Annotated in this window: 19 protein-coding genes and 1 pseudogene; 15 read left to right on the forward strand and 5 right to left on the reverse strand. The window is 63.3% G+C overall.

All coding sequences use genetic code 11. The annotated features are described in order from the left end of the window. Positions 1 to 451: 451 nt before the first annotated feature. Together LDN82_RS07925 and LDN82_RS07930 are read left to right on the forward strand one after the other, a co-directional pair. Complete coding sequence (locus LDN82_RS07925; RefSeq protein WP_224092270.1) at positions 452 to 2,263, forward strand: proline--tRNA ligase; 1,812 nt, start codon at positions 452 to 454, stop codon at positions 2,261 to 2,263. Next, positions 2,260 to 3,054: a TSUP family transporter gene (locus LDN82_RS07930; RefSeq protein WP_216925296.1), complete on the forward strand. Its 795-nt coding sequence runs from the start codon at positions 2,260 to 2,262 to the stop codon at positions 3,052 to 3,054. Before LDN82_RS07925 ends, LDN82_RS07930 begins: the two co-directional genes overlap by 4 nt. Here the strand turns inward: LDN82_RS07930 and LDN82_RS07935 are convergent. The 3 genes from LDN82_RS07935 to LDN82_RS07945 form a co-directional block, all read right to left on the reverse strand. Beyond that, positions 3,047 to 4,060: an aminoglycoside phosphotransferase family protein gene (locus LDN82_RS07935; protein WP_224166977.1), complete on the reverse strand. Its 1,014-nt coding sequence runs from the start codon at positions 4,058 to 4,060 to the stop codon at positions 3,047 to 3,049. The two genes, LDN82_RS07930 and LDN82_RS07935, sit on opposite strands and share 8 nt — an antisense overlap. A 34-nt stretch (positions 4,061 to 4,094) precedes the next feature. After that, positions 4,095 to 4,823 carry a VIT family protein gene (locus LDN82_RS07940; protein ID WP_224166978.1) on the reverse strand — a complete coding sequence of 243 codons (729 nt, stop codon included), beginning with the start codon at positions 4,821 to 4,823 and terminating at the stop codon, positions 4,095 to 4,097. A 93-nt stretch (positions 4,824 to 4,916) separates the two neighbouring features. After that, on the reverse strand, positions 4,917 to 5,999 hold the full coding sequence (locus LDN82_RS07945) for a DUF4439 domain-containing protein (protein WP_224166979.1): 1,083 nt from the start codon (positions 5,997 to 5,999) through the stop codon (positions 4,917 to 4,919). 115 nt (positions 6,000 to 6,114) lie between these two features. Between LDN82_RS07945 and rimP the strand changes: the two genes are divergently transcribed. Next, on the forward strand, positions 6,115 to 6,726 hold the full coding sequence (gene rimP, locus LDN82_RS07950) for a ribosome maturation factor RimP (protein ID WP_224092279.1): 612 nt from the start codon (positions 6,115 to 6,117) through the stop codon (positions 6,724 to 6,726). Continuing rightward, positions 6,726 to 7,706 carry a transcription termination factor NusA gene (nusA, locus tag LDN82_RS07955; protein WP_224092281.1) on the forward strand — a complete coding sequence of 327 codons (981 nt, stop codon included), beginning with the start codon at positions 6,726 to 6,728 and terminating at the stop codon, positions 7,704 to 7,706. The genes rimP and nusA overlap by 1 nt, the downstream gene beginning before the upstream one ends. Positions 7,707 to 7,863: 157 nt before the next feature. Here the strand turns inward: nusA and LDN82_RS22630 are convergent, their stop codons facing one another. Continuing rightward, entirely contained in the window at positions 7,864 to 8,067 is a 204-nt protein-coding gene (locus LDN82_RS22630) for a hypothetical protein (RefSeq protein ID WP_309928041.1), read from the reverse strand. Between LDN82_RS22630 and LDN82_RS07960 the strand changes: the two genes are divergently transcribed. The 4 genes from LDN82_RS07960 (at position 7,987) to LDN82_RS07975 (ending at position 12,418) form a co-directional block, all read left to right on the forward strand. Beyond that, positions 7,987 to 8,241 carry a YlxR family protein gene (locus LDN82_RS07960; protein WP_309928035.1) on the forward strand — a complete coding sequence of 85 codons (255 nt, stop codon included), beginning with the start codon at positions 7,987 to 7,989 and terminating at the stop codon, positions 8,239 to 8,241. The genes LDN82_RS22630 and LDN82_RS07960 overlap by 81 nt on opposite strands. Positions 8,242 to 8,393: 152 nt before the next feature. Then, a complete protein-coding gene (gene infB, locus LDN82_RS07965; protein ID WP_224092285.1) occupies positions 8,394 to 11,270 on the forward strand; it encodes a translation initiation factor IF-2 in 2,877 nt (958 codons plus the stop codon). A gap of 77 nt (positions 11,271 to 11,347) precedes the next feature. Then, the gene (gene rbfA / locus LDN82_RS07970; RefSeq protein WP_224092287.1) at positions 11,348 to 11,860 is read left to right on the forward strand and encodes a 30S ribosome-binding factor RbfA; all 513 of its coding nucleotides are present in this window, start codon (positions 11,348 to 11,350) and stop codon (positions 11,858 to 11,860) included. A gap of 75 nt (positions 11,861 to 11,935) precedes the next feature. Then, complete coding sequence (locus LDN82_RS07975; RefSeq protein ID WP_224166980.1) at positions 11,936 to 12,418, forward strand: nucleoside deaminase; 483 nt, start codon at positions 11,936 to 11,938, stop codon at positions 12,416 to 12,418. Here LDN82_RS07975 and LDN82_RS07980 read toward each other — a convergent pair. Beyond that, positions 12,412 to 13,607: pseudogene (locus tag LDN82_RS07980) on the reverse strand (pyridoxal phosphate-dependent aminotransferase). The gene LDN82_RS07975 and the pseudogene LDN82_RS07980 overlap by 7 nt on opposite strands. A 34-nt stretch (positions 13,608 to 13,641) precedes the next feature. Here LDN82_RS07980 and truB point away from each other — a divergent pair. From truB to LDN82_RS08015, 7 genes are all read left to right on the forward strand, one after another. Next, positions 13,642 to 14,574: a tRNA pseudouridine(55) synthase TruB gene (gene truB, locus LDN82_RS07985; RefSeq protein WP_224166981.1), complete on the forward strand. Its 933-nt coding sequence runs from the start codon at positions 13,642 to 13,644 to the stop codon at positions 14,572 to 14,574. A gap of 2 nt (positions 14,575 to 14,576) precedes the next feature. Then, on the forward strand, positions 14,577 to 14,930 hold the full coding sequence (locus tag LDN82_RS07990) for a hypothetical protein (RefSeq protein WP_224092294.1): 354 nt from the start codon (positions 14,577 to 14,579) through the stop codon (positions 14,928 to 14,930). A 20-nt stretch (positions 14,931 to 14,950) separates the two neighbouring features. Further along, entirely contained in the window at positions 14,951 to 15,406 is a 456-nt protein-coding gene (locus LDN82_RS07995) for a hypothetical protein (protein ID WP_224166982.1), read from the forward strand. 67 nt (positions 15,407 to 15,473) lie between these two features. Then, entirely contained in the window at positions 15,474 to 16,457 is a 984-nt protein-coding gene (locus LDN82_RS08000) for a bifunctional riboflavin kinase/FAD synthetase (protein ID WP_224166983.1), read from the forward strand. 158 nt (positions 16,458 to 16,615) lie between these two features. Beyond that, a complete protein-coding gene (gene rpsO / locus LDN82_RS08005) occupies positions 16,616 to 16,885 on the forward strand; it encodes a 30S ribosomal protein S15 (RefSeq protein ID WP_144652206.1) in 270 nt (89 codons plus the stop codon). Between the two features lie 240 nt (positions 16,886 to 17,125). Continuing rightward, positions 17,126 to 19,375 carry a polyribonucleotide nucleotidyltransferase gene (locus tag LDN82_RS08010; RefSeq protein WP_224167498.1) on the forward strand — a complete coding sequence of 750 codons (2,250 nt, stop codon included), beginning with the start codon at positions 17,126 to 17,128 and terminating at the stop codon, positions 19,373 to 19,375. A 75-nt stretch (positions 19,376 to 19,450) separates the two neighbouring features. Then, positions 19,451 to 20,794 carry a pitrilysin family protein gene (locus tag LDN82_RS08015; protein WP_224166984.1) on the forward strand — a complete coding sequence of 448 codons (1,344 nt, stop codon included), beginning with the start codon at positions 19,451 to 19,453 and terminating at the stop codon, positions 20,792 to 20,794. Positions 20,795 to 20,865: the final 71 nt, after the last annotated feature.

The following is a 20,865-nucleotide window of genomic DNA, read 5'->3' on the forward strand; positions in this document are numbered from 1 at the left end:
AGTCGGGTCAACGGTGCGGTCAATAGGCCTTTGCCATCAAAATCCTTGAAAACGTGTCCGCTATCACATAGGTTTTTCCCAAGCCGTGTCGATGGGGCACGGGTGGTTACAGGGGGAATTATGGCAAAGACCTTGAAGGCTGCTTCCGGCAGCCGCACCATCCGTGAGCTCGGCAGTCACCAATGCTTCCCAGTCGCAGGCGATCCCGTTCCGCTGGAGGGAACGGGGGGCTAGTCCCCGGACAGAGTCTGCGGCCGGCCGGCCGCTGAGCCACGCCATCGCAGGATGACCAGCCGATCTTTGGCCAGGGGCTTCCAGACGCGACGGCGTGGCTCTTCTCTGTGCTGGCCGTTCCGTGCGAAGCAGCACTGTGCGGAGCGGCGCGCTGGCAGCCGGTAGATTAGTAGACAGTTGTTTTTGCCACATCTGCCATAGAAACGGATACGTACCCGTGGTCCTTCGCCTTTCCCAGTTGTTCCTGCGCACCCTGCGTGAAGATCCCGTCGACGCCGAGGTCGCCAGCCACAAGCTCCTGGTCCGGGCCGGTTACATCCGCCGTGCCGCGCCGGGCATCTACACGTGGCTGCCGCTGGGACTCAGCGTCCTGCGCAAGGTGGAGGAAATCATCCGGCAGGAAATGTCCGCCATTGGCGCGCAGGAAGTCCACTTCCCGGCACTGCTCCCGCGCGAGCCCTACGAGGCCACCAACCGCTGGACGGAGTACGGAGAGGGCCTGTTCAGGCTTCAGGACCGCAAGGGCGCCGATTACCTCCTGGCTCCGACGCACGAGGAAATGTTCACCCTCCTGGTCAAGGACCTGTACTCCTCGTACAAGGACCTGCCGTTGAGCCTGTACCAGATCCAGAACAAGTACCGCGATGAAGCGCGACCCCGCGCAGGCCTCCTCCGTGGCCGCGAGTTCATCATGAAGGACTCCTACTCGTTCGACGTTGACGACGCCGGCTTGGACGCAAGTTACGCCGCCCACCGTGCTGCCTACCTGAAGATCTTCGACCGCCTGGGTCTGGAAGTCATTCCGGTTGCTGCCACGGCAGGGGCCATGGGCGGCTCCAAGAGCGAAGAATTCCTCTTCCCCACGGAGATCGGCGAGGACACCTTTGTTCGCTCGGCAGGGGGCTATTACGCCAACGTCGAAGCAGTCACCACGGTTGTCCCTGAGGATATTGACTTCACGGACGCGCCGGCTGCCCAGGTTCTGGACACACCGAACACCCCCACCATCGAGACCCTGGTTGACGCAGCCAACCAGCTGGCACCCCGCAGCGAGGCCGACGGCGGCGCCTGGACTGCCGCTGACACGTTGAAGAACGTCGTCCTCGCCGTGACGCTGCCCACCGGTGAACGCCAGATCGTCGTCCTCGGCGTTCCAGGTGACCGCGCCGTGGATCTCAAGCGGGTGGAAGCCAACATTGGTTCGTTCCTTCCCATCGCGGGCGAGATCGGCCTGGAGGCAGCCAACGAGGAAGACCTCAAGAAGCTGCCCTGGCTGGTCAAGGGCTATATCGGGCCTGGTTTATCCCTGGATGAAGCAGTTCTGGGCCTGGAAGGATCTTCCAAGCTGCTGTACCTCGTGGATCCCCGCGTCGTCTCCGGCACAACCTGGGTGACGGGCGCCAATATTGATGGCAAGCACGTCTTCGGACTGGTAGCGGGCCGCGACTTCACCTGGGACGGCGTCATCGAATGCACAGACGTCCGGGCAGGGGATCCGGCACCTGACGGCTCCGGACCGCTTGAAACTGCCCGCGGCATCGAAATGGGCCACATCTTCCAGCTCGGACGCAAGTACGCAGAGGCGCTGGACCTGAAGGTACTTGACCAGAACGGCAAGCAGGTTGTTGTCACCATGGGCTCCTACGGTGTTGGTGTCACCCGTGCTGTCGCAGCCCTTGCCGAGGCCAACCATGACGACCGCGGCCTCGTGTGGCCACGCACGGTGGCCCCTGCCGACGTACACGTTGTGGCTGTGGGGCGCGGTGACGAAATTTTCGAAGCCGCAGAGAAGCTATCGGCGGAACTCGAGGCTGCAGGCCTCGACGTCATCTTTGATGACCGGCCCAAGGTTTCTCCCGGCGTCAAGTTTGGCGATGCCGAGCTCGTCGGAGTGCCCACCATCCTGGCCGTCGGACGTGGGCTCGTGGACGGCGTTGTGGAGATCAAGGACCGCCGCAGCGGTGAAGCCGAGAACATCTCGGTGGAAAAGGCCGTGGATTACGTGGTCAACGCTGTCCGTAACCGGTGATTTCCGGCTTCGAGACTATCCAGCTCACCACCATCATCCTGATTGTGGTGGCTGGATTCGCAGCCGGCTGGGTTGACGCGGTAGTAGGTGGCGGGGGGCTGATCCAGCTCCCCGCACTGCTGCTGGTGCCCGGCATCACGCCCGTCCAGGCCCTGGCAACGAACAAGATGGGTTCCATCTTCGGCACCACCACCAGTGCCACTACCTATTACCGGCGGGTGGGACCGGACCTCAAGACGGCAATACCCATGGCGGTGATTGCGCTGGCGGGGAGCTTTGGCGGTGCCATCCTCGCTGCATCGTTGCCGGCCAGCGTCTTCAAGCCCATCATTGTCCTGGCGCTGATCGCCGTCGCGATTTTCACGGCACTGCGCCCCAGCGCAGGCGAGCTGACTGCTCTGAGGCACGACGGGCACAAGCACTATGTGGTGGCCTGCCTGATCGGTGCCGTGATCGGTTTCTACGATGGCCTGATCGGGCCCGGTACAGGATCCTTCCTGGTGATCGCCTTGGTCTCGGCCATGGGCTACGCGTTCCTTGAAGCCAGCGCGAAGGCCAAGATCGTCAACATGGCCACCAACGCCGGTGCCCTCATTTTCTTCCTCCCCCACGGCTCCTTGTTGTGGGGAGTGGGCCTGGTGCTGGGCCTGGCAAACATGGCGGGCGGATACCTTGGCGCCCGCACAGCTGTAGCCAGGGGGAGCAGCTTTGTGCGGATCGTGTTCCTGATCGTCGTCGCGGCACTGATCATCAAGCTCGGCGTGGACGTCTGGAACGACAACGTCAGCTGACTGCGTCCCCGGGCTCGGGCAAATCCCTTGCTGCTGGAAGTCCTTCGAGCGTCCTGCCCGCCAGTGTGCTCGCCACCCATAGGGAACGGGCCACATCGCCTTCATGACCCCGCTTTCCCGCGGACCACAGGGCATTGTTCACTTCGCGGGCGATGCTCCATTGTCGCGCGACCTCCGGATCAAGGCCGGCGGCGAGGCTGAAGTCCCGGCATCGCTCCCGCAGGGCAGCCCCCGGATCGCGATCCGGCAAATCCTTGATCCGGTTCCACAGAACAGGTGCCACCGCAAATTCGGCTTCACCGATCTGCGGCTGGGGATCGATGGCCAGGTAGCCTCGACGGTCCGCGTCCAAGGTGGCGAGGATGTTCATGAAGTGGAGATCGGTATGCACCAGGACGTCCCTGCCGGATCGTCGGCCAACAGCACCGCGGGTCTGGCACACTTCCAACGCGGCCTCCAGTAACCATCGCGGGAAGGGGCGGTCCTGCTGCTCCCACTCCAAAGGCATTTCGTCGCTCCAGCGCTCGGCCGTGGCGGCGATGTGATCGAAGCCCCGCCACTCGGGACGATCATCCGGCGCAATGGAAAGCCCGCGAATGATGTCACCCCAGACCTGCCGGGCTTCATCCATGGGGGCATCCTGCAGCCAACGGGACGCGTCAAGGCGTTCCAGCAGCATGGAGCAACTGGCGGCGTCGGCAGCCAGGAGCCGGACAGCTCCGTGGCCACCCCACAGGGCCAGGGCATGGCGCTCTACAAGGGCTTCCTCATGCGGATAGGCGATCTTCAGCGCAGCCTGCCTGCTGTGCTGGAGAACGGGCACAACCAAGGCTCCGTGTCCGTTCCACGGCTCTTCACCGGGTGCGAGGTCCACGGACAACTGCCAACGGTCCAAAGCCTCACGGATAAGCCCCGGAAGGCTCGCCAGCCAGTCCCGCCCCGCGGAATCGCGGTTGTATCGGGCGTGCAGGTCGCCCGGAATCGGAATCATGGCGTGAAGGGTCACGCCATCAGCCTAGCTCTGCCCGGCGGCAGTACCCTCAGAAAACGCCGCTGGCGCCCAAGAGGCTTCCGATCGAGAACGTGGCTGCAAGCGCCAACGCTCCGCCCAACACCACCCGGGCTGCGGCGCGGAACCTGGGCGCCCCACCAATCCAAGCCCCCACGGCTCCCGTGATCGCGAGAGCCAGCAGGACGGCAACGAACGTCAGCGGAACGCGCATCGCCGGGGGAGGGAGCAGGATGGCCAGCATGGGAAGCACGGCGCCAAGGGTGAACGCCACTGCCGATGCAAGGGCGGCGTTCCACGGACTGACGATGTCGTCCTCGTGGATATTGAGCTCGGCGGACAGATGGGCGGCAAGGGCATCATGCTTCGTCAGTTCTTCGGCCACTGTCCGGGCGGTACGCGCGCTGAGCCCCTTCGCCTGGTAGATCGAGGTGAGCTCTTCGAGTTCTTCCTCCGGCTGCTCGGCGAGCTCCCGGCGTTCCTTCTCAATGAGCGACTTCTGCGTGTCGCTCTGGCTGCTGACGGATACATATTCGCCCAACGCCATGGAAATGGCTCCACCTACCAGGCCCGCCGTGCCCGCAGCAAGGATGCTGCCGGTGTTGGTCGTGGCACCGGCCACGCCGACGACGATTGCTGCGACGGAGACAATGCCGTCGTTCGCACCCAAAACGCCGGCGCGCAGCCAGTTCAGCCGATGGGCAAGGTCATCACGATGCGGTTCGTTCTCATGTGTGGTGGCAGTTTCTGCGGAAGCCATGCTTCAAGCCAAGCACCGGCGGGCCGCCTTGACCAGCATGGCTAGGCTCGCCTATCCCATGCGCCGCTTTACTCACTACCGGGGGTGGGGGATTTACTCACTACTGGGAGTGGGCGTCCTACTGGGAGTGGGCGTCGGCAGCGGAGGCAAGTCATCGTCGTCGACCTCCAAACCCGGCAACGCGGCAAGCGTGGCACCCCAATCCACGCTCCTGCGGACGGCGGCCAGCAGGCTGCTGGCAGCCCAGTCCCGGGTCTCTCCTGTCGAAAGCGCGATGAGATCGCCAAATCCCTGCAGGGAGTCCGACTCCAAGGCCCCCAAGCCGGCAGCCGGGTCTTCAGCGAACTGTGCCGGCAGCCTGTATCCGGCCTCGCGGGTGGGGACGTCGCCACAATTACGGCGGGTCAGGGCTTCTGCTTGTTGAAGGAGCCGCTCGTGCACTGCAAGGTCCTTGGCGGCTTGGGCAGTTGCGCCAGCGTCCAATCGCTTCAGCGCCACCTGGTAGACGTAAATGGCTTCCTGTTCGGAACGGACAGTCGCCGCAAGAGCGGCATCGGTAGTGGCAGCGGTTGCATCCGGAGTGGGGCTGACTGAAGGGCACTGGTGCGCAGCCGGTGTTGTTACAGCAGGTGTTGTGGCAGACGGGATACCGCTCGACGTCGGCAACGGCACCGGCACCTGCCACGCCGCAGCCAGTTTTTCGCCCTGGAGAAGTTGGGCGGATCCGACGGCGGCCAGCAACCGGGCGGTCCCGCCGTCGGCCTCGCGTGCGTCGTCCAGCCGTTGCCGGCCGCTGGCGATCAGGCCGGCCACGACCGAGGCAGGCGTGGCTTCCGTGGCCGTGTCTTTGTTGTCGCTTGTCATTGAAGCTGCGGGAGAAGGCGGAAGGAGGGCCCGGGACTGTGTTGTCAGCAATGTCACAGCATCGTCCAGGGCGGCCGTTTGGGAACCGGATCCTGCAGCTGCCATCAATCCAGCAGCAGATTCCTGCAGCTTCCTGGTATCGGCGGAAGCGTCGGCGAGGGCAGATACGGAGAACGAAACTGTAGGAGGAGTCCCGGAATCCCGCGGTAGAAGGACGATTCCCGTGCCCGCAACGAGCAGCGCAACCACGGAAATGAGAAGGAGCCGGCCCCACGCTGGTGATCGTCGTTTTTCACTTGTCTGCTCGTCCACAACACACCATGGTGTCACGTGGACGGGCGGACAAGGGAAAAGCCGTGCACCATGTGCTGCCGAAAATCGTTAGGCTAGTAGTCACAACAACATCTATCGGGAGGCGGCGGGCAACGTGAGTGACTCGGAAGCCACGACTTCAACAGACCGTACTGAGTCGAATTCAACGGCCACCATCCACAACCCGGAAGAGCGCAGGCTAAAGGCACTGCTCGAACCGGCAGTCCTTGCCAACAGGCTCTACCTCGAGGATGTTTCCATCCACGTCGCCGGTTCACACCGCACGGTCCACGTCGTCGTGGATCTTCCGCAGGAGGAGACCGGGGGCGTCAGCCTTGACGCCATCGCAGATGTCTCGCGTGGGTTGTCCGATATTCTGGACAACGATCCCCACGACGACGGCCGTCCCTACGACCTCGAAGTTTCTTCGCCTGGAGTAGGCCGTCCTCTGACGGAACCGCGCCACTGGCACAGGGCGCGCGGCCGCATGGTCAGGGTCAACGTCATCCAGGGTGAGAACGTCCTTGGCCGGATTGCGTCAGTAGATGACGCCGGCGTGACCCTCATTCCGGAGCACGAGGTCAAGAAGGGCATGAAGCCCAAACAGGGCGACCCCATCACTATTCCTTTCGACAGGATCCGCCACGGAAAAGTCGAGATTGAATTCAGCCACCTCCACGAGGCCGGGCTGGCAGACGAACACAATGGACCTTCCGAGGAGGCCTAATGGATATTGACATGAGCGCACTGAGACTCCTGGAGCGTGAGCGTGAAATCCCGCTGGACCTCCTGATTCCCACCATCGAGCAAGCGCTCCTGGTGGCCTATCACAAGACGCCCGGTGCCTTCGAGAAGGCACGCGCCGAGCTGGACCGCAAGAGCGGCCACGTGACCATCTGGGCAACGGAAATCGACGATGACGGCGAGGCGATCGGGGAGTTCGAGGACACCCCGGCCGGTTTCGGCCGGATCGCGGCAAGCACGGCACGCCAGATCATCCTGCAGCGTCTTCGTGACGTTGAGGACGATAACGTACTGGGCGAATTCAAGGGTCGCGAAGGCGAACTGGTCGCCGGCATGATCCAGCAGGGCAACAACCCGCACATGATCCAGGTAAACCTCGGATCGGTGGAGGCCCTGTTGCCGCCGCCGGAGCAGGTTCCTGGCGAAAAGTACATTCACGGCAGCAGGCTTCGTGCCTTCGTGGTGGATGTCCACCGTGGGGCCAAGGGCCCGTCCATTACGTTGTCGCGTTCGCACCCGGGCCTGGTCCGCAAGTTGTTCGAAATGGAAGTTCCGGAAATCGCGGATCGTTCCGTCGAGATCGTGGCACTTGCCAGGGAAGCCGGCCACCGCACCAAGATTGCCGTCAAGGCGAACACCCCGGGTGTCAACGCCAAGGGCGCCTGCATCGGCGAAATGGGCTCCCGGGTCCGTGCAGTCATGACTGAGCTCAACGACGAAAAGATCGACATCGTGGACTTCAGCGAGGATCCTGCGACCTTCATCGCCAACTCCTTGTCACCGTCCCGGGTGAATTCGGTCACTATTACGGACGAGGCAACGCGCTCGGCCCGGGTAGTTGTGCCGGACTACCAGCTGTCCTTGGCGATTGGCAAGGAAGGCCAGAACGCACGCCTCGCTGCGAAGCTGACCGGATGGCGGATCGATATCGTGTCCGACGCCGCCCCGGCCAAGACCGAATAGCGATCGTTCCGGCGGCTTGGCCGTCGGAACCGCGCCGCGCTTACAGTGCGGCCGGTTTCGGCTGTCCGGGGCCGGGGGGCTAGAATAGATGGAACCGGGCTTACGTCCGGTATCCGCGCGCTTTGACGTGCCTTATCTGCATGTGCAGTGTGGGTCGTCAGCGCAAGTTTGCAGAGGCAGGTAAGGACACGTCGTGGCTGAACTGCTTGAACGCGGCCATGGCCCTGTTCGTACGTGCATCGGATGCCGGAAGCAAGGCTCCCGGTCCGAGCTTGTCCGGCTGGTCGCCCAAGGTGGTGGTTCGTCCACTGTCCTTGTCGATGTTCGACGCCGGATGGCCGGCAGGGGTGCGTGGCTGCATCCCAGCGAAAAGTGCTTGGCATTGGCAATCAAGCGGCGTGCTTTCGGAAGGGCCCTCGCGGGCGCTGCTGAAACAACCGCCGTCGAAAGCTACTTCATGTCAGGCGCGCCACTTGTGGAGGCTCCGGCTGCCACAGGAAAACCGTCCAAACCTGAAAGCGGGTCAGAAAACTGATGGAAACCCGATGAGTTCCCAGCGATGAGTGCGTAACGATGACAACTTTGTTGCGCTCTGCAATGGGCCTTTCAGTCGCGCTAGCGGCAGGGGCCCGCAGTAAGAAGTAGACGGTTCGTGCCTGGCTCGGTGCGGACCGAGACAGGAGAAATGTGGCCAAGGTCCGCGTACATGAGCTCGCCAAAGAGCTCGGTATTACTTCCAAAGATGCAGTAACAAAACTGCAGGAATTGGGCGAATTCGTTCGCTCCGCCTCTTCCACCATTGAGGCCCCCGTCGTGAAGAAGCTTCGCGACGCCTACCCCGGTGCAGGCGCTGCAAAGGCAGCTGCCCCCGCACCTGCAGCCGCCCCCAAGGCTCCGGCTGCTCCCGCAGCATCCCGTCCGGCAGCGCCGGCTCCGGGCCCCGCTGCACCCAAGGCTCCGGCTCCGGCAGCACCGGCCGCGGCGGCACCTGCCCCCGCAGCACCAGCTCCCGCGGCGCCTGCTCCGGCAGCGCCCTCGGCTCCCGTTGCATCCACGCCGTTTTCGGCAAAGCCCGGTGCCCGTCCTGCTCCCAAGGCAGAGACTCCGGCTCCGTCCCGCCAAGGCGGCCAGGCCCCGCGTCCCGGCGGTCCCCGTCCGGGCAACAACCCCTTCGCCACGTCCCAGGGCATGCCCCGCGGCCGTGGTGGCGACGGCGAACGTCCGCCGCGTCCGGGAAACAACCCGTTTGCAACCTCGCAGGGCATGCCCCGTGCAGGTGGCCGCAATGATGGCGAACGCCCCGGTGGTCCCCGTCCCGCAGCAGGTGCAGGCGGACCCCGTCCCGCAGCAGGCAGCGGTGGTCCCCGTCCGGGTGCTCCGCGCCCCGGTGCACCCCGTCCCGGTGGTGCTCCGCGTCCGGCTGGTGGCCCCGGTGGAAACCGGCCTACTCCGGGCATGATGCCCAACCGCACTGAGCGTCCGGCTCCCGGCGGCGCAGGTCGTCCCGGTGGCGCAGGCCGTCCGGGTGGCGGACCGGGTCGTCCCGGTGGCGCACCAGGTGCAGGTACCGGTGGCGGCGCTCCCGCCGGCGGTGGCTTCGGCAAGGGTGGCCGCGGTCGCGGTGGTACCCAGGGTGCCTTCGGCAAGGGCGGCGCCGGTCGTGGCAAGCAGCGCAAGTCGAAGCGTGCAAAGCGCCAGGAACTGGAGCAGATGAGTGCTCCGTCGCTGGGCGGCGTATCCGTACCCCGCGGCGATGGCGAGACCATCATCCGTTTGCGCCGTGGTTCCTCCATCACGGACTTTGCAGAGAAGATCGATGCGAACCCCGCGTCGCTCGTGACCGTTCTCTTCCACCTCGGTGAGATGGCAACGGCTACGCAGTCCCTCGACGAAGACACCTTTGGACTGCTCGGCGCCGAACTTGGCTACAAGCTCCAGGTTGTTTCGCCGGAAGACGAAGAGCGCGAGCTGCTGGACCAGTTCGACATCAACATCCAGGACGAGCTTGACGCCGAAGGTGACGATGTCCTTGAGGCACGTCCGCCGGTTGTCACCGTCATGGGTCACGTTGACCACGGTAAGACCCGCCTGCTTGATGCCATCCGCAACTCCAATGTTGTGGCCGGCGAGCACGGTGGAATCACCCAGCACATCGGTGCTTACCAGATCAGCCACATCCACGAGGGCACGGCCCGCGACATCACGTTCATTGACACCCCCGGTCACGAGGCCTTCACGGCCATGCGTGCACGTGGTGCCAAGGTCACCGATATCGCGATCCTGGTTGTTGCAGCCGACGACGGCGTTATGCCGCAGACGGTTGAAGCACTCAACCACGCCCAGGCAGCCAACGTGCCGATCGTCGTCGCAGTGAACAAGATCGACAAGGAAGGCGCCAACCCTGACAAGGTCAAGGGTCAGCTCACCGAGTACGGCCTGGTTCCCGAGGAATACGGTGGCGACACCATGTTCGTTGAGGTTTCTGCCCGCCAGAACCTCAACATCGACGAACTGATCGACGCCGTCCTGCTGACGGCCGATGCCGCACTGGATCTGCGCGCCAACCCGGACAAGGACGCTCGAGGCATTGCCATCGAAGCGAACCTGGACAAGGGCCGCGGTTCCGTCGCCACCGTCCTGGTGCAGTCCGGTACCTTGGCCGTGGGTGACACGATCGTGGCCGGTACGGCCCACGGCCGCGTCCGTGCAATGTTCGACGAGAACGGCGAGGCCCTCGATGTCGCACTGCCGTCGCGTCCGGTCCAGGTCCTCGGCCTGTCCAACGTACCGCGTGCAGGTGACACCTTCCTGGTGACGCCGGACGAGCGTACGGCCCGCCAGATCGCCGAGAAGCGTGAAGCTGCCGACCGCAACGCCGCACTGGCCAAGCGTCGCAAGCGCATCAGCCTGGAAGACTTCGACCAAGCCGTTGCAGAAGGCAAGATCGACACCCTCAACCTCATCCTCAAGGGTGACGTCTCCGGTGCCGTGGAAGCCCTCGAAGATGCCTTGCTCAAGATCGATGTCGGAGACGACGACGTTCAGCTCCGTGTCATCCACCGCGGTGTGGGTGCCATCACGCAGAACGACGTCAACCTGGCAACGGTGGACAACGCCATCATCATCGGCTTCAACGTCAAGCCGGCTGAGCGCGTCGCTGAACTGGCTGACCGTGAAGGCGTGGACATGCGCTTCTACTCCGTCATCTACGCAGCAATCGATGACATCGAGATGGCCCTCAAGGGCATGCTCAAGCCGGAGTACGAAGAAGTCCAGCTCGGTACTGCCGAAGTCCGCGAAGTCTTCCGTTCCTCCAAGTTCGGAAACATCGCCGGTTCGATCGTCCGCACGGGCATCATCCGCCGTAACACCAAGGCACGCGTTAGCCGCGACGGCAAGGTCATCGGTGACAACCTCACCGTTGAGACGCTCAAGCGCTTCAAGGATGACGCAACCGAAGTCCGTACTGACTTCGAGTGTGGTATCGGTCTTGGCTCGTTCAACGACATCTCCGAAGGCGACATCATCGAGACCTTCGAGATGCGCGAAAAGCCGCGCGTCTAGGTTCCGCTTGGAGCGGGTCCGTTGGGTAGCCCCGGCGGACCCGTTCCGTACCCGTTTCTACTTTCCAGGAGGAAGTCATGGCCGATCCGGCACGCGCTGCCAAGTTGGCGCAGCGGATAAAGGTCGTCGTCGCCGAGGCCCTCGGCCGCAGGGTCAAGGACCCGCGCGTCGAGTCCATCACGATCACCGACGCCCGCGTCACCAACGACCTTCAGCACGCCACCATCTACTACACCGTCTTTGGTGACGACATAGCCCACGCCGATGCCGCCAGGGCATTGGAGAAGGCCAAGGGTGTGCTCCGACAGGAAGTCGGCCGCAATATCACCGTACGGCTTACTCCCACCCTTGAGTTCGTTGCTGACCAGATTCCTGTCAACGCATCCAACCTTGAGGAGCTGCTCCGTGAAGCAAAGCGTCGCGACGCCGAGGTAGCCGCTTTGGCTGCCGGCGCCAAGCACGCAGGCGAGGCTGACCCCTACAAGGGCGAGGGCCCCGAAGGCTCCGAAGAAATCGACGAAGACGACTTCGACGAAGAAGACATCGACCTCGCGGACGATGACGAACTCGACGAAGACGCCAACCGCTAGAAGTTTTCTTGCCGAAAGGCCGGTTCCTCATGAGGAACCGGCCTTTCTGCCGTCCATGCTCGCTAAGATCGGAGCATGTCGGCGCACAGTGCTCAGCAACGTGATGAATTCCTGAACCATGCGATTCGGCTCGCGGTGCAGAACGTCTCCGACGGCGGGGGGCCGTTTGGCGCTGTCGTCGTCACCCCGGATGGGCGAATCCATGAGGGGGTCAACCGGGTCACACGGGACAACGATCCCACCGCGCATGCGGAAGTGGTGGCCATTCGCCGGGCCGCAGCCGACATCGGCAACTTCGATCTCAACGGCTCAGTGCTCTATGCCAGCTGCGAGCCATGCCCGTTGTGCCTCTCGGCCACGCTCTGGGCCAGGATCGGCCGGGTGTACTTCGCCGCGGACAGGCACGGAGCCGCCCGGGCCGGCTTCGATGATGCGGTGTTCTACGAGTACTTTGCCGGCGGGAGGCCTGAGCTGCTTCCTGTAGAACACGCGCCGGTAGCCGCTTCCGAGACGCCTTTCGATGCTTGGCGCAACAACGCGGAACGCACCGACTACTGACGCTCCCATCGCTGCGCCGATTGCGGCGGGAGTACGTGGGCCCGGGCAGGAAGCCGATACACGCCGTCGAGCAGTTCCTGCTGATCGCCGCACAGCGCAATCCGGATCCAGCCTTCGCCGATGGACCCAAATGCAGTGCCGGGCGCGAACGCTACTCCCGAATCGGCCAGGAACGCGTGGACCCAGGCCCGGACATCGCCGCCACTGACGTGGGAGACATCAGCCCACAGGTAGAAGGCTCCCTGCGCGCCAAGGAACGGAATGCCCTTGCCTTCCAGGACGGCGGAGGCGGCATCACGGTTGCTCCTATAGTGGTTTCGCGCATCCGTCACGTAGTCCTGGGGGCCGGTCAATGCGGCCAAGGCGGCATACTGCGATGGCGAGGCAACGCAGGAAACGATCGCTTCCATGACATTGTTCATTTTCTTTTCCAAGCCCGGCGGGCAGATCAAGGCTCCGATCCGTAGGCCGGTGAGCCCGTACGTCTTGGACAGCGTCAGGGACGTGAAGACGCGCGACTCGCCGGGGATGTCGCTATCGAACCGGGCCGGCTGACATGCGGGACGTCAAAGGTGAAGGCTTCATAGCACTCGTCCGAGAGGATCCAGAGATCGTGCCGGACGGCCAGTTCCACAAGTTGGCGGACGGCATCCTCGCTGATGACGGCGCCCAGGGGGTTGGACGGCGAGTTCAGCACGAGAACGCGGGTCTGCGGCGTGATGAGGGCTTCGATGTCCGCAATGTCCGGCTGGAACCCGTTATGTGGGTACAGGGGATACCGGACGGGCACTGCGTTCAGGAGTCGGCTGGTCATGGCAAACGTGGGATAGCCGGGGTTGGGAATCAGGATTTCGTCGCCGGGGGAGAGGAGCAGGCTCATGGCGAAGTGCAGGCCCTGCTGCGCTCCGTCCACCACGTAGACCCGCTCGGCACCGATTTCCACGTGATGATGCTCACGGAACCTCGTGGCGAAGGCTTCGCGCAGCGCGGGGATGCCTGCGTTTGGGGTGTAGTTGGTTTCGTCCCGCTCAAGGCATGCTATTCCGGCGTCGAGGATGTGCCGTGGGAGAGCAAAGCCCGGTTCGCCGATGCTCAGCACGATCGCTCCCGGGGTCCTCCAGGCGGCCTCGGTGATTTCACGGATCTGGTTCACGGGGACGTCGCGGACGTGCGCGGCAAGCTCAGGCATGGGAGCTATCCTAGCCACCCATATACTGGTAAGCGTGCTTTCTGGACTGGTAATCGTTGACAAACCGCAGGGATGGACCAGCCATGATGTGGTTGGCCGGATGCGGCGGCTGGCCGGCACCCGGAAAGTGGGGCATGCGGGCACGCTCGATCCCATGGCTACCGGAGTGCTGGTCCTTGGGATCAACAAGGCCACACGGCTCCTGACTTACATTGTGGGAACGTCCAAGACGTACACAGCTACCATCAGGCTCGGCGAGACCACCATCACCGATGACGCAGAAGGCGAAGTCACGGAGGCGCGCAGCGCAGTGGACATTACCGACGACGCCGTTGCCGCCGGTGTTGCCGCCCTCACCGGGCCCATCCAGCAGGTGCCCAGCAGCGTCAGCGCCATCAAGGTCAACGGCGAACGCTCCTACGCGCGTGTCCGCTCCGGCGAAGAGGTCAAGCTTGCGGCCCGGCCCGTAACCATCCACCGCTTCGACATCCACGCCATCAACAGGATCGACGGCGGAAGGGTGGTCGACGTCGACGTCACGGTGGAATGTTCCTCCGGTACGTACATCCGGGCCCTGGCCCGCGACCTCGGCAACGCCTTGGGCGTCGGTGGACACCTCACGGCCCTGCGCAGGACGCAGGTTGGCCCGTACTCCCTTGACCAGGCCCGGACGCTGGAGGAGCTCGCAGAAGAACTCGAGGTTCTGGAGATGTCCCTGGCAGCACGCTCGCTGATGCCCAACCGGGAGCTCAGCGAAGAAGAAACTACCGAGATCTCCTTCGGCCGGCGCATCGCCGCGGGGCCAGGAGCAGGAACACCGGACGCCGCCACGGCCGAAAAGCCTGCCGCAGCGTTCGCGCCGTCGGGAGAGCTGGTGGCCCTGCTGGCCGATACCGGGAGCTTCGCGAAGCCTGTGCTGGTCTTTGCCCCCGGAACCGGAACCGCCACGGTCGGCGAGGAAAAGTAGGCATGGACGGCTATTTCTACTCCATCCTTATTGTTGGTTTGGTATCCACGATCGCGTGCGTCGTGGCAGGCTTGATGAAGAAGGCCCCAAACGACGTCACCATCTTCTCCGTGCTGGCCGTAGAGCTGGCCCTGCTGGTCTACCTGGTTGGTTCGATTGTCCGGGTTGCCGTGGGTGAACGGATGGCCGGTGAAGCCTGGGAGTTCTGGGGATACCTGATCACAGCGTTGATGATCCCGCTGGGGGCCGTGTACTGGGCCATCCTTGAGCGGACCCGCTGGAGCAACTTCGTCCTGGCGGCGGTGGGCGTCACAGCGCTCGTCATGGCTGCCCGCATGAATCAGATCTGGTACTGACCTTGAAGGAAAAACGAAACATGACTGGAACCGAGACTGAGGCAAACGCCGGCCGGACACCCCAAAAAGACACACGGAACACCGGCCCTGGGCGCTTGCTGATCGCGGTCTATGCCGTCTTCGCACTCTCAGCCACTGCCCGGGCCGGCTATCAGATTGCCACCAAGTTTGCCGAAGCTCCGCTGGCGCATATCCTGTCTGCGTTCGCCGCCGTCGTCTATGTCGTAGCCACCATCTCGCTGGCAAAACCGGGCCGCACCTGGTTCAAAGTGTCGTTGGCCGCGGTACTTGTGGAACTGCTCGGCGTGCTGGTGGTTGGAGCCATAAGCCTCTTCGATCCCGTGGCTTTCCCCCATGACACTGTGTGGTCGCTGTTTGGACGCGGTTATGGTTTTGTCCCGCTCATGCTGCCCGTCCTCGGACTCCTGTGGTTGAACAAGAGGCGGCCGTCCAAAGCGAATAGCCACAGCGGGTAACCTTAGAATGTTCCGGCGCCGGGAGGTTGCCGGGCGGAACGAATATCTGCAGTAAAAGGCGAGGTTGATGGTCCACATCTGGAACGATCCCACCGAAGTCCCCAGGGACTTCGGACCAACAGTCGTTACCATCGGGAACTTTGACGGCGTCCATCGTGGCCACCAGCATGTTCTCGCGCAACTGACGAACACCGCCAGGCGTCACCACATCCCGTCAGTGGCCGTGACCTTCGATCCCCACCCCGCCCAGGTCCACCGCCCGGAGTCGGCCCCGGAGCTGATCATGGGCCTCCAGGACAAACTGGACGCCCTCGGCGAAACAGGGGTGGACGCTGTCCTGGTCATGAAATACACGCTGGACCTCGCGTCCATGACGCCCATCGAGTTCGTCCGCCAAATCCTCCTCCAGTCCCTTCACGCTGCGCACGTCGTGGTTGGCCACGATCTCCGCTTCGGCGCAGGGAATGTGGGAGACGTCGTCACCATGCAGGAACTCGGCGAGCAGTTGGGCTTTGGCGTCCAGGTTGTCAATGAGTATGGCGCAGGAGGCTTCCCGGTCCACGAAGACGGGGATGCCGACCGCCGTTGCTCCTCCACCTGGGTGCGGGAAGCTTTGTCCGAAGGCGACGTCGTAACGGCAGCCGCCGTCCTGGGACGTCCCCACCGCATGCGCGGCGAGGTGGTTCATGGAGCTGCCCGCGGGAGGAACCTCGGTTTTCCCACCGCCAACCTTTCGCATGATTCCACAGGGTACGTACCAGCCGACGGTATCTATGCAGGCTGGTTGATAGACCAGTCCGGAACGCGGTGGCCCGCCGCCATCTCCGTTGGCTCCAACCCCACGTTCGACGGTGTGAGCCGACAAGTGGAGGCCCACGTTATTGACCGTCCCGAGGAGAACGTGGAGGACTTTGACCTCTACGGCCAGACTGTTGCGGTCGAATTTACCCAGCGCCTCCGCGGAATGGTGGCATATCGCGGGCCCGAGGCCCTGGTGGAGCAGATGTGCCTGGATGTAGCCCAGGCACACGAGCTGCTGACCCGGCGCTAGCGGTATTTCGACAACAATGCTGACCTGCCGGTAAACTGTTAGTGGATCCGGCTGCAGTCCGTGGCGGCTGGACCTGTTTTTGTGTGCGGAGACGCATCGGAAGCAACCCGTCAGCGAGGCGCTGCACCGGGAGGCACGGCACAACTCTAGGAGTTCACGTGGCACTTGACGCCGCTGTAAAGCAGTCCATCATCAAGGAATACGCAACCTCTGAAGGCGACACCGGTTCGCCCGAGGTCCAGGTTGCAGTCCTGACCCAGCGGATCAAGGATCTGACTGAGCACATGAAGGAGCACAAGCACGACTTCCACACCCAGCGCGGTCTGCTGGCCATGGTTGGTCGTCGCAAGCGCATGCTTTCCTACCTGAAGAACACTGACATCGCCCGCTACCGTTCGCTCATTGAGCGCCTCGGCCTGCGCCGCTAGTCTGCCTTTGGGGGCGGCCCGATCCCTCGCGGAACGGGCCGCCTTCTTCAAAAACAACTAAAAAAAGGAATCAACCGCATCGCGCATTCGCGGTCCTCGGTAGTGATTCCCGGGAAGAAATCGGCGACGATTTGCCCGTGGATCTCGATCGATGACCGGGTGTCGTACAGGCCAGGAATAAAGAAGAGGCCTGGGTTGATGCGGCGGACTTCCGCTAAATCAGAAACGGAGGTGACTCTCATGGAGGGTCCCGAAATCCAGTTCTCCGAAGCGATTATTGACAACGGCCGTTTTGGCAAGCGTGTCATCCGCTTTGAAACCGGCCGCCTTGCCAAGCAGGCTGCCGGCGCTTCGATGGTCTACATCGACGAAGACACCGCACTCCTCTCGGCAACCACCGCAGGCAAGCAGCCGCGCGAAGGCTTCGACTTCTTCCCGCTGACGGTTGACGTCGAAGAGCGTATGTATGCTGCCGGCCGTATCCCGGGCTCGTTCTTCCGCCGTGAAGGCCGCCCCTCCACGGAAGCCATCCTGGCTTGCCGCCTGATGGACCGCCCGCTGCGCCCGGCCTTCGTGAAGGGCCTGCGCAACGAGGTCCAGATCGTTGTGACCGTCCTGGCGATCAACCCCGACGAGCTCTACGACGTCGTGGCCATCAACGCGTCTTCCATGTCCACGCAGCTCTCCGGCCTCCCGTTCTCCGGCCCGATCGGTGGCGTCCGCGTTGCCCTCATCGCCGACGAACAGGGCTCACAGTGGGTTGCCTTCCCCAAGCACTCCCAGCTTGAGAACGCCGTGTTCAACATGGTTGTTGCCGGCCGCATCGCAGGCGACGACGTCGCCATCATGATGGTTGAAGCCGAAGCAACCGACAACTCCTGGAACCTCATCAAGGAACAGGGCGCAACTGCTCCCACCGAAGAAGTTGTTTCCGAGGGCCTCGAAGCCGCAAAGCCATTCATCAAGGCTCTCTGCGAAGCCCAGGCCGATCTTGCTGCCCGTGCAGCGAAGCCGACCGTCGAGTTCCCGGTCTTCCTGGACTACCAGGACGACGTCTACGCTGCCGTTGAGGCCGCTGCCGCTGACAAGCTGGCTGCTGTCTTCCAGATCGCTGACAAGCAGGACCGCGACAACGCCTCCGACGAGCTCAAGGATGAGGTCCTTGGCTCACTTGCCGGCCAGTTCGAAGGCCGCGAGAAGGAGCTGTCCGCAGCTTTCCGCTCGGTCACCAAGCACGTTGTGCGCCAGCGCATCCTCAAGGACCAGGTCCGCATCGACGGCCGTGGCCTGACGGATATCCGCCAGCTCACCGCAGAGGTCGAAGTTCTGCCCCGCGTTCACGGTTCGGCCATCTTCGAACGTGGCGAGACCCAGATCATGGGCGTCACCACGCTGAACATGCTCAAGATGGAGCAGCAGATCGACTCGTTGTCGCCGGTAACGCGCAAGCGCTACATGCACAACTACAACTTCCCGCCGTACTCCACCGGTGAAACCGGCCGCGTCGGTTCCCCGAAGCGCCGCGAAATCGGCCACGGTGCCCTCGCTGAGCGCGCCCTGGTACCGGTTCTGCCTACCCGTGAAGAGTTCCCTTACGCCATCCGCCAGGTATCCGAGGCCCTCGGTTCCAACGGTTCGACGTCCATGGGTTCGGTGTGTGCTTCGACGCTCTCGATGCTCAACGCAGGTGTCCCGCTGAAGGCAGCTGTTGCCGGTATCGCCATGGGCCTGGTTTCCGACCAGGTTGACGGTCAGACCCGCTACGCAGCCCTGACCGACATCCTCGGCGCCGAAGACGCCTTCGGCGACATGGACTTCAAGGTTGCCGGTACGTCCGAGTTCGTCACGGCCATCCAGCTGGACACCAAGCTCGACGGCATCCCCGCTTCCGTGCTGGCAGCAGCGCTGAAGCAGGCCCGCGAAGCCCGCCTCCACATTCTTGAGGTCATCAACGCAGCGATCGACACCCCGGATGAGCTCTCCGAGTTCGCCCCCCGCGTCATCGCCGTGAAGATCCCCGTAGACAAGATCGGCGAGGTCATTGGCCCCAAGGGCAAGATGATCAACCAGATCCAGGAAGACACGGGCGCGGACATCTCCATCGAAGATGACGGCACGGTCTACATTGGCGCCACCAACGGTCCGTCTGCTGATGCAGCACGTTCCGCTATCAACGCCATCGCCAACCCGCAGGTACCGGAAATCGGTGAGCGCTACTTGGGCACGGTCGTCAAGACCACCACGTTCGGCGCATTCGTTTCCCTTACCCCGGGCAAGGACGGCCTGCTGCACATCTCCGAGCTCCGCAAGCTCGCCAACGGCAAGCGCGTGGACAACGTTGATGACGTCGTCTCGGTGGGCCAGAAGGTCCAGGTCGAAATCACCAAGATCGACGACCGCGGAAAGCTTTCCCTCTCCCCGGTTGTTGCCGAGGAAGAAGGCGCAGCCTCCGAGGAAGCTGCAGAAGAAGCCGAAGTTTCCGCAGAGTAGTCTGTAAGCAGTACCCGGAGGGGCCGGTGGGCTGAAAGGTCCACGGGCCCCTCTGGCTTTACCCGAAAGGTCTTAATGACTGTCGTACCCTTGCCGTTGGAGCAGACACTTCCCGGCGGCGACCTCATCCATGGTGCCGAGGGCGGTTCCGTCGTACGGCGTTCGGTCCTGCCCGGCGGCGTCCGCGTCCTCACCGAGGCAATGCCCGGGCAGCGTTCGGCCACCATCGGATTCTGGGTGGCAGTCGGTTCCCGCGACGAGGCCGATGGTCAGCATGGTTCCACGCACTTCCTGGAACATCTCCTGTTCAAGGGCACCAAGCGCCGTACCGCCTTGGAAATTGCTTCAGCCTTTGATGAGGTGGGTGGCGAGTCCAACGCTGCGACTGCCAAGGAAAGTACCTGTTACTTTGCCCGGGTGCTCGATTCGGACCTGCCGATGGCCATCGACGTCATAGCGGACATGATCACCGGCGCTGTCCTGGATCCGGCGGAGCTGGAACAGGAACGGGACGTCATTCTTGAAGAAATCGCCATGGACAGCGATGACCCAACAGACGTGGCCCACGAAAAATTTGTTGCAGCCGTGCTCGGCAGCCATCCGCTCGCGCGTCCTATCGGCGGAACTCCGGACGCCATCAAGGCCGTTGCAAGGGACTCGGTCTGGGAGCACTACCAGCGCTACTACCGTCCGGAAGAACTGGTTATCACCGCGGCTGGCGGCTTGGACCATGACGTCGTCTGCGATCTCGTGCAGAAGGCGTTGGAAGCAGCAGGCTGGCACCTGGATCCGGAAGCAGCTCCGGTAGATCGTCGGGCCACCAACCGAGCCGTGATCACCGGCACATCCGGCCTTCATGTGGTCAAGCGTCCCGTGGAGCAGGCAAACATCATTATGGGTTGCCCCACTATCGTGGCAACGGATGATCGCCGATTCGTCATGAGCGTGCTCAATGCCGTGCTCGGTGGGGGAATGTCCTCCAGGCTTTTCCAGGAGATCCGCGAGAAGCGCGGCCTGGTCTACTCCACCTACTCTTTCACCGCCGCGTACGCCGATGCCGGCTATTTCGGCATGTATGCAGGGTGCACGCCGTCAAAAGTGCGCCAAGTGCTCGATCTTCTTGGTGTTGAGTTGGACAAGCTCGCCAAGGAGGGCATCACAGAGGAGGAACTCCGGAAGGCCGTGGGACAACTCAGCGGCGGCATTGTCCTCGCCCTCGAGGACACGGGCTCACGTATGTCCCGACTCGGCCGGGCGGAACTCGTGTCCGGGGAGTTCCAGGACATTGACGAGACACTGGCCCGGATCAAGGCAGTCACTGTGGACGAAGTCCAGGAGCTCGCCCGGGAACTTGCCGCAGCTCCCCGCACCATCACCGTCGTCGGGCCGTTTGAAGAAAGCGAGACCTTCGGTCTTTAGGACCCAGCGCGTTCAGCTGGTCCTCCATCTCTGGACTCCCGCACTGTAAACAGGGCAGCATGATCACACGA

This window comes from Arthrobacter sp. StoSoilA2, from assembly GCF_019977195.1.
In the GTDB taxonomy this organism is placed as follows: Bacteria; Actinomycetota; Actinomycetes; order Actinomycetales; family Micrococcaceae; genus Arthrobacter.

Excerpts from the sequence above, each read along its gene's own strand:
- LDN82_RS07940 (WP_224166978.1), bottom strand. The coding sequence starts at position 4,823 with ATGGCTTCCGCAGAAACTGCCACCACACATGAGAACGAACCGCATCGT.
- nusA (WP_224092281.1), top strand. The coding sequence starts at position 6,726 with ATGGATATTGACATGAGCGCACTGAGACTCCTGGAGCGTGAGCGTGAA.
- LDN82_RS22630 (WP_309928041.1), bottom strand. The coding sequence starts at position 8,067 with ATGCAGCCACGCACCCCTGCCGGCCATCCGGCGTCGAACATCGACAAG.
- rbfA (WP_224092287.1), top strand. The coding sequence starts at position 11,348 with ATGGCCGATCCGGCACGCGCTGCCAAGTTGGCGCAGCGGATAAAGGTC.
- LDN82_RS07975 (WP_224166980.1), top strand. The coding sequence starts at position 11,936 with ATGTCGGCGCACAGTGCTCAGCAACGTGATGAATTCCTGAACCATGCG.
- LDN82_RS07990 (WP_224092294.1), top strand. The coding sequence starts at position 14,577 with ATGGACGGCTATTTCTACTCCATCCTTATTGTTGGTTTGGTATCCACG.
- LDN82_RS07995 (WP_224166982.1), top strand. The coding sequence starts at position 14,951 with ATGACTGGAACCGAGACTGAGGCAAACGCCGGCCGGACACCCCAAAAA.
- LDN82_RS08000 (WP_224166983.1), top strand. The coding sequence starts at position 15,474 with ATGGTCCACATCTGGAACGATCCCACCGAAGTCCCCAGGGACTTCGGA.
- LDN82_RS08010 (WP_224167498.1), top strand. The coding sequence starts at position 17,126 with ATGGAGGGTCCCGAAATCCAGTTCTCCGAAGCGATTATTGACAACGGC.
- LDN82_RS08015 (WP_224166984.1), top strand. The coding sequence starts at position 19,451 with ATGACTGTCGTACCCTTGCCGTTGGAGCAGACACTTCCCGGCGGCGAC.